The sequence below is a fragment of the Chromatocurvus halotolerans genome, from assembly GCF_004340525.1.
Lineage (GTDB): Bacteria > Pseudomonadota > Gammaproteobacteria > Pseudomonadales > Halieaceae > Chromatocurvus > Chromatocurvus halotolerans.
This window is the reverse complement of record NZ_SLWX01000008.1, coordinates 104,101-118,536: the sequence shown is the minus strand read 5'-3', so window position 1 is coordinate 118,536 and position 14,436 is coordinate 104,101. Positions and strand designations below refer to the sequence as shown.

The 14,436-nt window shown below is 62.9% G+C and carries 11 protein-coding genes; 3 read left to right on the top strand and 8 right to left on the bottom strand.

Annotated features, from left to right (window positions below):
- Positions 1 to 24: 24 nt before the first annotated feature.
- The 4 genes from EV688_RS10680 to EV688_RS10665 form a co-directional block, all read right to left on the bottom strand.
- Complete coding sequence (locus tag EV688_RS10680; RefSeq protein WP_162883914.1) at positions 25 to 1,854, bottom strand: purple acid phosphatase family protein; 1,830 nt, start codon at positions 1,852 to 1,854, stop codon at positions 25 to 27.
- A gap of 23 nt (positions 1,855 to 1,877) precedes the next feature.
- Positions 1,878 to 4,484 (bottom strand): TonB-dependent receptor, encoded by a 2,607-nt coding sequence (locus EV688_RS10675; RefSeq protein ID WP_117317967.1) that lies wholly within the window; start codon positions 4,482 to 4,484, stop codon positions 1,878 to 1,880.
- A gap of 154 nt (positions 4,485 to 4,638) precedes the next feature.
- Positions 4,639 to 4,968, bottom strand: a complete 330-nt coding sequence (locus EV688_RS10670) for a type II toxin-antitoxin system RelE/ParE family toxin (protein WP_117317969.1) — start codon at positions 4,966 to 4,968, stop codon at positions 4,639 to 4,641.
- On the bottom strand, positions 4,965 to 5,237 hold the full coding sequence (locus EV688_RS10665; RefSeq protein ID WP_117317971.1) for a type II toxin-antitoxin system Phd/YefM family antitoxin: 273 nt from the start codon (positions 5,235 to 5,237) through the stop codon (positions 4,965 to 4,967). The genes EV688_RS10670 and EV688_RS10665 overlap by 4 nt, the downstream gene beginning before the upstream one ends.
- 172 nt (positions 5,238 to 5,409) lie before the next feature.
- Between EV688_RS10665 and selD the strand changes: the two genes are divergently transcribed.
- On the top strand, positions 5,410 to 7,704 hold the full coding sequence (gene selD, locus EV688_RS10660) for a selenide, water dikinase SelD (RefSeq protein ID WP_117317972.1): 2,295 nt from the start codon (positions 5,410 to 5,412) through the stop codon (positions 7,702 to 7,704).
- Here selD and EV688_RS10655 read toward each other — a convergent pair.
- Positions 7,628 to 10,153, bottom strand: a complete 2,526-nt coding sequence (locus tag EV688_RS10655) for a CehA/McbA family metallohydrolase (protein ID WP_117317974.1) — start codon at positions 10,151 to 10,153, stop codon at positions 7,628 to 7,630. The two genes, selD and EV688_RS10655, sit on opposite strands and share 77 nt — an antisense overlap.
- A 149-nt stretch (positions 10,154 to 10,302) precedes the next feature.
- On the opposite strand from EV688_RS10655, the gene EV688_RS10650 reads away from it, so the two are divergent.
- A complete protein-coding gene (locus tag EV688_RS10650; RefSeq protein ID WP_162883915.1) occupies positions 10,303 to 11,475 on the top strand; it encodes a dipeptidase in 1,173 nt (390 codons plus the stop codon).
- Between the two features lie 328 nt (positions 11,476 to 11,803).
- Complete coding sequence (locus EV688_RS10645) at positions 11,804 to 12,466, top strand: SDR family oxidoreductase (protein WP_117317978.1); 663 nt, start codon at positions 11,804 to 11,806, stop codon at positions 12,464 to 12,466.
- Positions 12,467 to 12,491: 25 nt separating this feature from the next.
- Here EV688_RS10645 and EV688_RS10640 read toward each other — a convergent pair whose 3' ends face one another.
- From EV688_RS10640 to EV688_RS10630, 3 genes are all read right to left on the bottom strand, one after another.
- Positions 12,492 to 13,094: an exosortase H-associated membrane protein gene (locus EV688_RS10640; protein WP_117317980.1), complete on the bottom strand. Its 603-nt coding sequence runs from the start codon at positions 13,092 to 13,094 to the stop codon at positions 12,492 to 12,494.
- Positions 13,075 to 13,581 carry an exosortase H gene (gene xrtH, locus EV688_RS10635; RefSeq protein WP_117317982.1) on the bottom strand — a complete coding sequence of 169 codons (507 nt, stop codon included), beginning with the start codon at positions 13,579 to 13,581 and terminating at the stop codon, positions 13,075 to 13,077. Before xrtH ends, EV688_RS10640 begins: the two co-directional genes overlap by 20 nt.
- Positions 13,582 to 13,672: 91 nt before the next feature.
- Positions 13,673 to 14,392 (bottom strand): hypothetical protein, encoded by a 720-nt coding sequence (locus tag EV688_RS10630; RefSeq protein WP_117317983.1) that lies wholly within the window; start codon positions 14,390 to 14,392, stop codon positions 13,673 to 13,675.
- Positions 14,393 to 14,436 lie beyond the last annotated feature (44 nt).

The following is a 14,436-nucleotide window of genomic DNA, read 5'->3' as shown; positions in this document are numbered from 1 at the left end:
GACACTCAACCGATACACCTCGGCTCAGGGCTTCCTGAGCGCGAACTCGTCAATCACCTCGCCCGATTCGGCGATAGCGCGATAGCGCAGGGTTCCGTTAGCGGGGTCGACATCAATCACCTGGAAAGTGCGGGTGTCAGTCGCGCCAAACACCGCAAAATCCGGCAGCGACTGCTCGTACATCTTGGTCCCCGACACGGCCACCAGATACACGGTGCCGTGTTCGCCCTCGGCCACCGGCTTGCCGCCGCGCAGGGGTTGCGTGCGCATGTAGGCGTGATCGTGCCCCTGGAACGCGATGTCGACCCCGTGCCGGTCGAAGATCGGCAGCCAGGCGTCGCGCAGTGGCGCATTGTCGCGCTCGGGGTGGGAGGCGTAGAGCGGGTGGTGATAGATGACAGTCTTCCAGCGCGCGTCGCTCTCGCCCAACACGCGATCCAGCCACTCAGTCTGCGTCGCCGGATCAATCAGGTCGTAATTCGAGTCCATCACCACCACCAGCATGTCCTGGTAGGTCACGTGATAGGTGCGGCCCGGGTCCAACGTGTCTGTGCCGTTGTCGGGCAGCGCAAACTGCTGCAGATACAGCGTGGGATGTCCGCCGTGGCTGTCATGGTTGCCAATGGCGGGCAGCACCGGACGTCGATCGAACACGGGACTGCTCTCGGCAAAGAACTGGTCCCAGTTGTCGCGCTGCGTACCCTTGTCGATGAGGTCGCCGGCAATAAGATAGAAGCGGGACTTCGGAAAGCGGTGATCTGACTGACGGATCAGCTCGCCCCAGCGGTCGAGTCCGTTCTGCGGGTCGCCCAGGTAGACAAAGCTGTAGGGCTCAGCCCCGCGCTTCGCCGCCGTGCGGAAACTGCGCAGCTCACTCCACTGCCCGCCGTCGCCCGCACTCACCGCATAGGCATAGTCCGTGGCCGGCGCGAGATCGTCGAGGGTTACCCGGTGCAGCGTAATGGCGGGATCGTTGACGATCTGCGGGGTCGTCATGACGACGGGCTCCGCCTGCACGATGCGGGCGCGGCCCGGGTTTTCCCGCAGCAGGTCTGACTGGCGTGCCAGCCAGAGACGGCCACGGCTGCTCTCGCCGCGGGTGCGCCACTGCACCGTGATGCTGGAGGCAGGATCGCCCTGCCAGGTGAGCTGCACGTGGTCGGGATCCTCGCTGGAGGGATAGTCGGTGGCGCGGAAATGTCCCACGAGGCGGGAGACAAGCTCCCAGCTTTCGTAGGAGCGAAGCATCGGCAGCCCCTGCAGGCGATCGGGCAGCGTGGTGAGATCGTCATCGTCATCGAGAAAGGCCTGCTGGCCGAGGGTCGCCTCCACCACATCGACGCCAGGCACCAGCGGCTCAAGCTCGACGGCGGCGGCCTTGTCGGCCTCGATGAAGATGAGATAGGGCTTCATTTCGCCGCTAAATCCCGGAATCCCGAGACCGATCCCGCCAGCGGGAAAGCGCTTTGACCAGGTGGCATAGTCGTCCTCGCCATCGACCAGAAAGTCGAGGTCGCTGCGCCGCTCAAAGCCGCGCGCCGGTAGCCAGAAAGGGACTTCGCCGGGGGCGGATTCAAAGGCCACATGAACCGTCACCGGTGCCGAGACCTGCAGCCTGGCAAAGCCAGTGGAGAACAGCTCCCGCTCCCGCGCGTTCAGGAACGACGCGGCCGACTCAGGGGTCAGCGCCAAGCGCTCCTTGGCAGACAACGTCTGCTGCATCCGCTCGACAACCCCCGAGACGGCGCGTTCCAGTTCGGCATGGGGTGTCTGCGTCTCCGCGGAGACGCCTGCCACCCCCAGCGTCGCAAGGAGGATGCCGGTGGCGGCGGCACGAATCAGCGAGGTCTGCATGGCAATAGGTCCCATCAATGTGTTCACAGGCGAACCTGGATGCCGAGTCGCACGGTCCAGGAGTACTCCTCGTACTGTAACAGCCGGCTGGCGCCCGGGCCGCGCTGGAAGGCCACAAAGGGCTCGTCCGTCAGGTTGAGGAACTGCGAATAGACCTTGATGTTCTCGTTGACATCGTAATTGGCCGTCAGATCCACCTGCAGGTGGTCCCTGACGTAGCGGTCCTCCTCCGGGGAGCCCTCCAGCTCATCGAGGTACTCATCCCGATAAGCGGCGGTCAGGCGGACGCTCAGTGGGCCGGACTCATAGCCGAGCATGGCGTTGTAGGTCTGCTCCGCCGCGGCCGGCAGGGGAATCGTGCGCTCGCCGATATCGCCCTCGGCGTCGGTATAAGTGTAGTTGAGGCCGAGCAGGAGACCATTGAACGGCGCCGGCAGCTGCGTCAGCGCGTGCTGGTAGTTGAACTCGACGCCCTGCACCGTGGCCTCGTCGCCGTTCAGCGGGATGATCCCCTCGTCGAAGGGAATGCCGTTATACACGCCGTTGAAGGGCGGCTCGTCGCCCTCGAAGCGTGCATTGACGATGAAATCGTCGATTTCCTTGTAGAACAGTCCACCGGACAGGACGCCGTTGTCACTGAAGTACCACTCGACGCTCGCGTCCACGTTGAAGGCCTTGTAGGGCTTCAGTTCCGGATTGCCGAACTCGCCCTCGCGGTCGCCACCCTCGGATTCCTCGATGATAAAGATCGGCGCCAGCTGCTCCGGACCGGGGCGCACCAGGCTGTTGAAGAAGCCCGCGCGCAGCACGATGTCGTTGCGCAGATCATAGCGTGCACTCAGGCTGGGCAGCCAGTCGGTATAGCTGTTGCTCTCTTCACTGGGCGTGAAGCTCACCTGGTCTTCCTCGAGCGCAACGCCGCTGACAACGCTGCCCTCCTCGAGAATCTCGGTGAGATTGGCGCGCACTGTGTTGTCGGTCCGCTCCACGCGGACGCCGCCAATCACCGTCAGCGGCCCCGACTCCCAGCGCGCCATGAGGTAGCCCGCGAGGATATCCTCGTCCACGCTGAAATTCTCGATGTTGGACTCCAGGCGGGTGTCGAAGTCGTTGAGAACAAAGCGGTCGAGATTGTCGATAGTGAAATTGCGCACGGCGCCGAGGCCGGGTACCGGGTCGATGTCGGCGAGGCCGAAACTCTGCCGGCCGGTGACGTCTGCCAGCGTGTAGTCACCGTCGAAGTCGTCGAACACCTGCAGGGACGTGTCGCGCTCCTTGGTGCGCTCGCGCAGCTTGCTGCCGAACTTGAGCTGCAGCGTGCCGCTGTCCATGCGGAAATTGCGCGCGGCGTTGAACTGCCAGGTGATTTCCTCATCCGTTGACAGGGCGTCGGGAATCTCCACCACGTCAAACTCGTAGATGCCCGGATCCAGAAATGCGTCCGCGCCCTGACTGATGGCAAACCGCGGCTGCTCGTCATTGCCGTAGTCGAAGTCGATGCCCAGTGCGCCCGGATCCTCGAAGCCTGCCGCAAACAGGGTTTCGAAAGTGTCTTTCTCGTGTTCTTCCGCGTAGGCGTAGCTGAGGCTGTAATCCAGCTCCCAGTCGCCGAAAAGCGTTTCACCGCCGATGGCGTAGGTCTGGATCTCTTGCGCCTCGTAGCGGTCTTTCTGCTCGCGCTCAGCAACGATTTCACCGTCATCTGACAGGAAAGATGCTGACGTGGCGCTGCCCGAACGCGGTTCCTCGTCCATCTCGAGGATCAGCCGACGGCGCGATTCAGTATCTTCGAACAGGCTGTACATCATCCGCGCATACAGCGTGGTGCTTTCCGTGGCCTTGAAATCCACGGTCAGTGAGGCGCTGGAGCGTTCCCGCACCACGTCGTAGTCGCGGTACTCCACCGTGTCGGCATAAAGAACGCCGTCATCCGTGATGTCCCAGCCCTCCGACTCAATGTTGTCGGTGGAGAACTCCCGATCCTGGTAGGAGATGCCCCCGGCAATGCCCAGTCGGTCGTTGATGGGAAAGAGAAACTCCACGGAGCCCTTGGGGGAAAAGGCGTCGCTGAGGTCATTGTAGGACTGCTCGGCCTTGACGGAAAAGAAGCGGTCGTCCGCCTCGAAGGCGCGCATCGTATTGATCTGGATTGAGGCACCGATGGTGTCGGCGTCCATGTCCGGCGTCAGCGTCTTGACCACCTCGATGGATTCCACCAGCTCGGAGGCGATGACATCCAGGGCAACAGCCCGGGTGTCCGCTTCCGGTGAAGGAACACGCACACCGTTCACGTTTGAGGCGTTCAGACTCGGATCCAGCCCGCGTACGGCAATAAAGCGGCCTTCGCCCTGGTCGTTGAGGACGTTGACGCCTGGCAGTCGGCGAACGGACTCTGCCACGTTCTGGTCCGGCAGGTTGCCGATGGCATCCCGCGTGATCACGCTCATAATGCGGTCTGAGTCACGCTGCCGATCGATAGCGCTGCGCATCATGTCGCGCTGACCATACACCAGCACTTCCTCGATACCTGTCTCACTGCGGTCTGTTGCTGACTGGGCGGCAGCGCCGCTGGCGATCATGGTGCCAAGGGCAGCCGCAACGGCGGCGGATAAGTGGGCTCGCACCTTCATGGGGTTCTCCGGCAGTGATGTGAGAAGCGCCAAAGGCTAGGTGCGTCGCGGCAAGCGCTCAATGCGATTATCGAGTCTTCATGGAAAATTCATGGAAAGTTCTCGGAGAATTCACAGTGCTTTCATGACGCTGTCATAAAGCGATGCTTTTGCATTACCCGGGATGCAACAGACGCCGCTGCAGCAGGACAGACATGTCTCTGCGGCCATCCGCGATCAGGTTGACAATGACGCGTTCATCCCTGCAATGATAGATGATGCGGTAGGGCTTGAAGTAAATCTCCCGATATTTGTCCATCCCGAGGCTCCCCAGCTCAAGGGGAACGGCACCGCGTCCGGTATGGTCTTGCAAGGACAATACCCTGGACTGGATTTGATCCAGAACATGCAGCGCCTTGTCTGTCGAATCGTTTCTGGCAATCCAATGGACGATGTCGTTAAGGTCTTCCGTGGCCGACGCTGTAAGTTCTACCGAATACGTCACGACCGTAATCGCTGCCTGATGACCTCTATCGCCTCATCCGCCGGGACTGTATCGCCCTTCATCACCTCAGCCTCGCCCAACGCAAGAATCCTGAGCAGCGCCAGAGTTTCCTGGGTCTTCTCGTAGGTATGTATATCCTGAACCACGATCCTGGCCTCTCCGTTCTGGGTGATGTAAAGAGGCTCTCCGGTATCCGTGACGGTGCGTACAGCTTCGGCTGTGCTGGATTTCAGGTAGCTGATAGGTTTGATCTGTCTGGCTAAACTCATAATGCGTCACCTCATCAAAACTTCCATATTATGGCCATATTTGGCAGATATTTCACGTCGCTGAGAGTTGTCCACGTTGTTGGACGAGGCATGCCACCCTACACTGCGCGGGATTTGCGCCGCCGGTACGCGATGCCTCGGTGCCCGCCTCTCTCGCCTTCTGGAGCCAGACATGCAGCAAGCCGACACGCCCATCCTCCGCGACATCGTCCTGATCGGCGGAGGACACAGCCATGTCGGCGTGCTGCGACGTTTCGGCATGCGGCCAATCCCGGGCGTGCGTCTGACGCTGATCTGCCGCGATACGCACACGCCCTACTCCGGCATGCTGCCGGGCTATATCGCCGGACACTACGCCTACGACGAGGTGCATATCGACCTGGGGCGGCTGGCGGAATTCGCCGGGGCGCGGTTTTTCCGCGACGAGGCCGTCGGGCTCGATCTTGCCGGGCAGCGGGTTTTCTGTCGCGGCCGGCCCGCGGTGCCCTACGACCAGCTGTCCATCAACATCGGTTCGACGCCCCAGGTAAGCGAGGTGCCCGGTGCCAGCAAAAATGCCGTCCCGGTCAAGCCGATCAACCAGTTCAACGACCGCTGGCTGGCGCTGCTGGAGCGCATCCGCGAGCATCCGGGTGCGACGCGGGTCGCGGTGGTCGGCGGCGGTGCCGGGGGCGTCGAGCTCACCCTGGCCATGCAGTACCGGCTGCGCCGGGAGCTTCGCGAGGCGGGCCGCGATCCCGATGAGCTGGCGTTCCACCTGTTCACGTCCAGTCATCGTGTGCTGCCGACGCACAATGCCCGCGTGCGCCGGGCTTTCGAGCGGCAGCTGGAGTACCGGGGCGTGCACCTGCACCGGGGGTCTGCGGTGAACCGGGTAGAGAACGGCGTGGTGCATACGGCAGCCGGCGACACGCTGGACGCCGACGAGATCGTCTGGGTCACCCAGGCCGGCGGCGCCGCGTGGCTGCGCGAGACAGGACTGATGCTGGATGAGCGCGGATTCATTCTGGTGCGCGATACGCTGCAGACGCTCACCGACGACCGGGTATTCGCCGCGGGCGACATTGCCACCTGCGTGGATCACCCCCGGGAGAAGGCCGGCGTGTTTGCCGTGCGCCAGGGTCCGCCGCTGGCGCGCAATCTGCGCCGCGCCGTACAGGGGCGTGCGCCGCGGCCCTTCCATCCGCAGAAGACCTGGCTGGCCCTGATCAGCACCGGTGACAGGCACGCGGTGGCCTCCCGGGGCGCACTGGGCTTTGAGGGCGACTGGGTCTGGCGCTGGAAGGACTGGATCGACCGGCGCTTCATGCAGCGGTTCAGCGACCTGCCGGCGATGGAGGAAGAGACTGATGATCCCGGTCGCGGGCTCGCCCTGAAGAACGAGGAGGCAGCCCAGGCGATCTCCGCGGTCGCCATGCGCTGCGGTGGCTGCGGCGCCAAGGTCGGCGCGTCCGTGCTGTCACGGGCACTCGCTCAGCTGCAGCCGGTGCAGCGGAATGATGTAATGATCGGGCTGCACGACCCGGACGACGCCGCGGTGCTGCAGGTGCCGCCGGGCAAGGCGGTGGTGCACACCATCGACTTCTTCCGCGCCTTCATCGACGATCCCTACGTTTTCGGCAAGGTCGCCGCCAACCATGCCCTGGGGGATATCTTCGCCATGGGCGCCGAGGCGCAGAGTGCCACCGCGGTGGCGACGGTGCCCTCCGGGCCGGAGAGCAAGATTGAGGATACGCTGTTCCAGATGATGTCCGGTGCGGTGGAGGTCCTGAACGAGGCCAACTGCGCGCTGGTGGGCGGGCATACCGGCGAGAGCCGGGAACTGGCGCTGGGCTTTGCGGTGAACGGGCTGCTTGATGCCGACGGCGACCGGGTGCTGCGCAAGGGCGGCATGCGCGCCGGGGATGTCCTGCTGCTGACCAAGCCCATCGGCACCGGAACGCTGTTCGCCGCCCATGCAAAGCTGGCCGCGCGAGGCCGCTGGATCGATGCGGCGCTGACCTCCATGTGCCAGTCGAACCGCCTCGGTGCGCTCTGCCTGTTGGAGCATGGCGCCACCGCCTGCACCGATGTCACCGGCTTCGGGCTGCTCGGGCACCTGGTGGAAATGACACGGCCTTCCGAGGTGGATGCCGAACTCGATCTCGCCGCCCTGCCGGTGCTCGACGGCGCGGAGGAGACCGTCGCCAGCGGTATCCTGAGTTCCCTTCAGCCGGCCAACGTGCGCCTGCGGCGAGCGCTGCGGAACCCGGAAGGCATGACCGATCACCCGCGCTACCCCCTGCTGTTCGACCCGCAGACCGCCGGCGGGCTGTTGGCGAGTGTGCCGGCGGCCAATGCCAGGGCCTGCGTGGCGGCGCTGAGGGCGCTGGGTTATGGCCAGACTGCGATTATCGGGCGGGTATTGCCCCAGGGTGAGGCGCTGGAGCCGATTCACCTTGAGGGGTCAGGTCCCGTTCGGACCTGACCCCAGAGTGCCCCCCCACTCGGTCCTCCAGCGCCTCCAGTTCGCGCCTTGCCTGATCTATCCGCACCTGCAAGCCGGCAGGGACAGCGCCAGAATAGCCCTCAATAAACTGCGCTTCCGAGTAGTCGAGTGCCCGCAACAGGTCATTGGCGGCCGCCTGTGCGGCCATGGGGTCAGTGCTCCCGATGTGGCCGATCCAGATCGGTGACGAGTGCGCAAACGGGAACACGCCCATGCTCGGCCAGCCTGTTTCGCCACCGACAGCCCGCGCCGCAACCCAGCCTCCCTTCGGCAGATCGATGGCACCTGAGTAGCGCTTCGAACCCTTGCCGTCGAAGCCGTCGAGTGCTCGCACAATCTCTCCATTGACGATGATTTCCAGCCTCTCCACCGGGCGCACACTGACAAGTTCGATGTCCCAGCTCCGCGTTCCCGATTCCACCGTCTCGCCCGGCGTGCTTCCGTTCACCTCGAACAACAGCCCTGGTCCCGTGGTGACAAAACCCGTGCCCCTGCGCACTTGCTCAACCACCGCATCAAACCCGGTGGCATTGGCTGCCACGGGCACGTAGGCACGCGCGGTTCCGATGGCCGGAATACGGTAGAAATTTGCCATCATATCGGTGCCCGCGGTGGCCGGCATGGCCCTGCCGATATTGAGAAACCGGTACCAGAGTTCTGCAGTGCCGAGCGAACTCGTCCACTGGCAGACAAGCTCCAGCCCCACGCCATCTGTCAGCACGCCGTCGATAACGAGCTCATGGGGTGGCGAGTTGGCAGCCAGGTCAGCGAAGGGATCGGCATGGCCGTCGACAGGGTGCACGTAGGTCGCCAGCGCACCCTTCGTCCTGGCGTGGGCAATGGCCTGCCCGTTATTGAAGTCCCGGTTCGAATAGACAGGCTCGATCGGGCCGAAAAACCACGGGTGGAAGGCGTCTTTCAGGCCGATCATTCCCAGGTGACCGTGAAAGTCCGAGCGGACCTCCTGCGACAGTAGGGCCGACGTGCCATCAGCCGTTGTCTCGGTCTGGCCGACGCGATGTGCATCAATGAAGCGGTTGTACTGGTTCCATGCCATGGGAGCAGCGGAGTCGAGGGCTTCTCCCCGCATGAAAAGCAGGAGGTCGGCAAGGTCGAGTTCGGTCACTCCGCTCGCGTTCAGATGGATGTGGTGATCCGCGGAGGCATAGCCTGCGTTTCCCGGGTTCCATATTTCCGGGATAGCCGCAACCAGCTCCAATGACGCGTCCCGGGACACGTCAACGCTGCGCTCAACCGGCATCGAGAAGGGCCCGCGTGTCGCGACAATGCGGTACTGCCCTTGCGGGAGATCGAGTTCGAGACTGCCGGGCGAGTAGAAGTAGGTGTCGCCATTATTGTTATCGACAAAGGTGGGGCCGCCGGGGTTGGCCACGGGGTGGCCATCCATGCGGGTCACTGACACTCTTGCGGGAGCAGGCTCTCCGTTATCCCTCGTCGTGATGATCGTGGCCTTGCCAACCGGGCTGGTGTAATCCCAGCGGGCAATCTCCACCGCTGATGCCGGGCCACCGGCCACATCGATCTGCCTGAGTTCAAACTGCTGATTCGTGTTTGCCTCCACGAAATAGATCGTGGTGCCGTCTGCCGAGAAGGCCGGATGCAATGCCTTGCCGCCGACGGCTGTCAGCCAGCGCGGGAAACCCGGTTGATCAATGTCCATCACGGCAAGACGCTGGTCATTGCCGTTGCCGACGCTATAGACCATGGAGCGTCCCGACGGGTGCACGTCAGGATCGAAATGGGCCATCCAGCCCTGCTCGAACAGCAAGCGGTCTGTCTGCCCATCCGCCTCACGCACCCGCAGTCCGAAAGAGGGATAGTCCTTCGCGTGATAGACGATTCCACCGTCCGCCAGCGACCTTGCCCCACGACCAAGGCCCCCAGGCTCTATCAATTTTTCATCATCACCGGTTGCGAGATCGCGTTGCCATATCGCGAGACGGCCGGTGCGCGCAGAAGTGTAGAGCAGGCTATTTCCATCGCGAGTGAACTCGGGATCAAGCTCGATGGCCGGCGTGTCGACGACCGTTTCTGCGCCATCGCTCAGTCGCTTCACGACAACCGCGGTATCCGCACCGCCGTCTCGCACGAAAGCGAGTGATTCGCCATCCGGTGACCAGCGTGGCCGGCCGTCAATGCCGGCGCCGTCGGTCAACTGGCGGGCAACACCGCTTTCGAGGTCCAGCAACCAGATCCAGCCTTGATGCGAGAAGGCGATCTGCTCGCCGTCTGGTGACGGCGCCGGATTGATCGGTCCGGAAGAGAGAATCGGCAGATTTTCCTGTTCAAGGTAGAGCTGATGGGAATAGCCTTCCACCCTGGGGTACTGATGGGTCCACTGGCCCAACAGGGACTGTGAAAGCATCGCGAGCGAAAGTGCCAGAATCGCCGATAGTGATTTCTTCATCGACTGTCTCTTCCCAGGCCTGTTTGCCTTGCATGTTATGCATTGCCGCGCATTTTTACGAGGCTTATCAGATCGCCGGCGACACGCATCTTTCTCCGGCGCATGGCACACTCTATAGCCGGGCAACCTTCAACTTACAGGAAACCGCCATGAGCATCCCGCGCCGAGACTTCCTCCGCTTCGCCTCCGTAGCCGGAATTGCCCCGGCTGCCATCGCGGGCAGCTGGCCGGTAACGTCCACCGCCGCGACGCCTGCCACAGCGACGATGCCCGATGCAGACGCCGGCCATCAATCCCCGCGCTGGCCAGGCTACAACCAGGCCATGGTGGTCGACTTTCTGGGAAGCCCGGGATACTTCAATTATCCGCAGAACCCACCCCTAGACCGCAAAATGATCGATAACGCCCGCAACTCGGGCATCACCGCCATGAACGTGACCGTGAGCGGGGGCGATACCCTGGCATCCCTGCGCCGCATGGCACCCTGGTTTGCCAACGTCGAGCGCTGGCCCGACGTGTTTCGCCTGGTACGATCCATGGACCAGCTTCAGGACGCGAGGGCTTCAGGGCGCGTGGGAATCATCCTGGGCTTCCAGGATACGACACCCTACGAGGGCGACCTCTCTCGCATCGATATGTTCCACGACCTCGGAGTGCGGGTTGTCCAGCTCACCTACAACGTGCGCAATCTTGTGGGGGACGGCTGCCTGGAGCCGGGGAACGCCGGCCTCAGTACCTATGGGCATGAGGTGGTGGAGCGCCTGAACGCGCTCGGGAGCCTTGTCGATCTCTCCCACTGCGGCAAGCGGACCACCGCCGAAGGCATACGGGCGTCCGCGGCTCCCGTGGGCATCACACACACCGGGTGCAATGCCGTCATGCGCCATCCGCGCTCCAAGGATGATGAAGAGCTGCGCGCCGCCGCAGATGGCGGTGGCGTGGTGGGCATCTATCTGATGCCCTTTCTCACGCCTGGTCGCATCCCCACCACCGACGACGTGGTTGCCCATATTGAACACGCGCTTGACGTTTGCGGAGAGGATCACGTGGGGATCGGCAGCGATCTCTCCATCACCCCCATTGATGGATCCGATGAATACTGGGCCGCGCACCGGGAGTTTGTCTCGGGACGGATCGAGGCCGGCATCGCCGCGCCCGCAGAGGACCCGGAGGTACTCTTCACGGTACCGGAGCTGAATTCCCACCGGCGCATGGATCTTATTGCCGACGCTCTTGTGGCCCGGGGTCACAACGACCGGATCATCGAGAAGGTGATCGGCGGCAACTGGGTGCGGCTGTGCGGCGAGGTGTGGAAGGAATGAGGCCCACATAGGCTAACCCTGCATAAAGCCAACGAGCTAGCAACAACGATGTGCGTCTCGGTGTCATACGAGACAGAGCGCTTCTTGTTAACGCCCTCACCCCATCAACCCGTTCCGATCCATCAAAAAGCGCCAACATCTCCGCGGAGACGTTTTTCGGTTATAAGGGCAGCGAGAGAGGGGTGACTTCGAAATATAGCTTTCAGTATCACTGACAGAACTGCTTGGAAAACCGGAATAAAGTGCACTATTGAAACGCGGCCCCGGCGCGAGGCGCAGGGGGCATTACCTTTTGAGATCAGCCCACCGTTTGCGTTAGACTTGGCGCATGAAAAACGCTGTCATTATTGGTGCCAATCGCGGCATCGGACTGGAACTGACTCGTCAACTTGCGGATAACGGGTGGCGCGCAAGGGCCGTCTGCCGCCAGTCATCCACCAAACTGCAGGCGCTCGACGTAGAGGTGGTCGACGGTGTCGACGTCACGGACGCGGCCTCGCTGGAAAGACTGGCATCAGCCCTGGGTCCGGACTCCACCGACCTCCTGATCAACAACGCCGGCGTGATGCACCCGGTGTCTATCGATACGCTGGACTCGCAGGCCATTCGCCGGCAATTCGAGGTGAATGCGCTGGGACCGCTGCTCGTGGTCCACGCCCTGCTGCCAGCCCTGCGTAACCCGGCAAAGCTCGCCCTGATCAGCAGCCGAATGGGTTCCATTGCCGACAATGACAGCGGTGGCAGCTACGGCTACCGCATGTCCAAGGCCGCACTCAATGCCGCGGGAAAGTCCCTGGCGCATGATCTGGCAGAGCGCGGCATCAGCGTCGCGTTGCTGCATCCAGGCTATGTCCGTACCGACATGACCGGCAATCGCGGTCTGATCGACGTCGATGAGGCGGCATCCGGGCTGCTGGCCCGCATTGACGCGCTGTCTCTGGAGACCTCGGGGACCTTCTGGCACAGCAATGGCGAGGTTCTGCCCTGGTAGGCAATGGGCCACAACTAATGGGCCGCTAGGACTCCGGCGCCGGCTGGATCTGGTCCAGAAGTAGCAGCAGCATCTCGCGGTTCATGCTCACCCACAGTGCCACGGCACCGATCACGGGCAGCATGAGATAGCCGAACTGGTAACCCAGCCCGATCAGCTCGAGCTGGAAGTCGCTGTAGCCCAGAAAGGCATTGGCCTCAGCGCCCGACTGCAGCGCGAGCGTTTTCAGGACATCGAAACACAGCCCCCAGACATAGCAGGGCAGCAGGCCGAGGTAGGCCAGCGCGAGATGCCGGTAAGAGAAGAAGCGTGGATCGGTTGCGAATAGCAGCGCGAACAGCACCGGCAGATTCCACGCGTAACTCAGCACATTGACCTCGATAATGAGCTGCGCCAGGCCCCGGGGATGCGCCACATTGATGCCGGTCAGCACGTCCAGTGCTCCGCTACGGCCCTCAAAGCCCTCCACCAGGCCCGGGTGCAGCAGGTTGAGCAGCGCGCCGCTGGCCGTGATCGCCGGCCACAGCAGCAGGTCAGCCAGATTGAACCAGGCCACAAACCACAGCGGTAGCAGCATCAGGCTCAGGGCGATGAAACGCCCCAGTGGGTCAGATGGCAGCCAGCGCATGCTCGCCGCCAGACCGCGGTAGCGCGCGGATCCAGAGCAGGAAAACGACCACGACATCCAGCATGATCAGTGCCTGCCATAGATACAGGTGGGCCCAGTCGAAGGCGCGCGGATACCGCATGCCCAGGTAGAACAGGGAGATGATACGCAGCAGGTTCAGACCCTGAATAGCCAGCATGCCCGCGGTAATGCCCGCTACCCGATAGCGCCAGGGGGCGGGGAAGGCCAGCATCACCGCCAGCAGGAGTATCATGGCCTCCACGCCGTTGCAGCCGGCGGCGATTTCCACGCCGAAGCCCGTCTGCAGGTCGTGGATCAGCACGCCACTACTGCTGATATCACGACCGGTGAGGCCGATCAGCAGCGCTGACACACTCGCCAGACCACCAGTAAAGGGCTGCACCACATACTGCTGGCCCGGCGGGGTGAGCTCGGCAGTGAACAGCACCGCCTGGATTATCAGAAACAGCAGAAAGAAACGTAGCACGCCGCTTGCACTCCCTGTTGGACTGTCGTGGAGTTACCTGATGACCCGGCAGGCGTCCCTGCCCGCCGGGATATCCACGTCGTCTGCGGGATCAGGCCCGCAACTCGCGCTGTCGCTTCAGCACCCGGATGCCAAGTGCCGCCAGCGCGAGAGCGATAAACAGGGACAACTGAGGTGAGAGAGGAACCTGCCGCACCTCGGTGCTGCGGGTGCTGCCCGTGACCGGGCTGCCGCTGAAATCAGTGAAGGTCACAGATGCGCCGATTGGTGAGTCCTCGTCCGGTACAAGGGAAATCACCAGGCCACAGAACTCCGCGACGCCGCAGGTCCCGAGGGGGGTGCCGGTTTCGGAGGAGAAAACGAAACTGAAGGCGCTGCCGGCGTTGTAGTTGGTGCTGGGCGAGAATACCGACAGGCTGATGCCCTCGTCGGCGTCATCGCCCAGGGGCCCGCCATCCAGGTTGTAGGCGAACGCCATGAAGGTATTGCGCGGTGATTCCATGTCCGCCACGGACTTGTCGTAGACCACGGTTGTCTCGCCTGGCAGGTCGCCGAACCCGGTGAAGGTGACCTCGGCATAATCCAGCTCATTGCCATAGGGCACATCGAATAAATTGCTGATCGTTCGTGAGACCGCATAAATGCGCCCATCGCCGTCGAGATCCGTGCCGCGGAAGAAGCCGGAAATACTGCCGCCGCCCGAGAAGCCCGTCTGACTGAAATCATGGGTCACTGTCTGCCCCTGCCCCCAGGACAGTTGTGTCATGCCGGTGAGCAGCATAGCGACAGCCGCGTGTTTGAATTGTGTCATGACGTGTATTCCCTCTTGTGTTGCGTGATTGAGTCCGGGCCTGC

Bases quoted from the DNA above. Each gene is read 5' to 3' on its own strand.
- EV688_RS10680 (WP_162883914.1), bottom strand. From the start codon at position 1,854: ATGCAGACCTCGCTGATTCGTGCCGCCGCCACCGGCATCCTCCTTGCG.
- EV688_RS10675 (WP_117317967.1), bottom strand. From the start codon at position 4,484: ATGAAGGTGCGAGCCCACTTATCCGCCGCCGTTGCGGCTGCCCTTGGC.
- EV688_RS10665 (WP_117317971.1), bottom strand. From the start codon at position 5,237: ATGAGTTTAGCCAGACAGATCAAACCTATCAGCTACCTGAAATCCAGC.
- selD (WP_117317972.1), top strand. From the start codon at position 5,410: ATGCAGCAAGCCGACACGCCCATCCTCCGCGACATCGTCCTGATCGGC.
- EV688_RS10655 (WP_117317974.1), bottom strand. From the start codon at position 10,153: ATGAAGAAATCACTATCGGCGATTCTGGCACTTTCGCTCGCGATGCTT.
- EV688_RS10650 (WP_162883915.1), top strand. From the start codon at position 10,303: ATGAGCATCCCGCGCCGAGACTTCCTCCGCTTCGCCTCCGTAGCCGGA.
- EV688_RS10645 (WP_117317978.1), top strand. From the start codon at position 11,804: ATGAAAAACGCTGTCATTATTGGTGCCAATCGCGGCATCGGACTGGAA.
- EV688_RS10640 (WP_117317980.1), bottom strand. From the start codon at position 13,094: ATGCGCTGGCTGCCATCTGACCCACTGGGGCGTTTCATCGCCCTGAGC.
- EV688_RS10630 (WP_117317983.1), bottom strand. From the start codon at position 14,392: ATGACACAATTCAAACACGCGGCTGTCGCTATGCTGCTCACCGGCATG.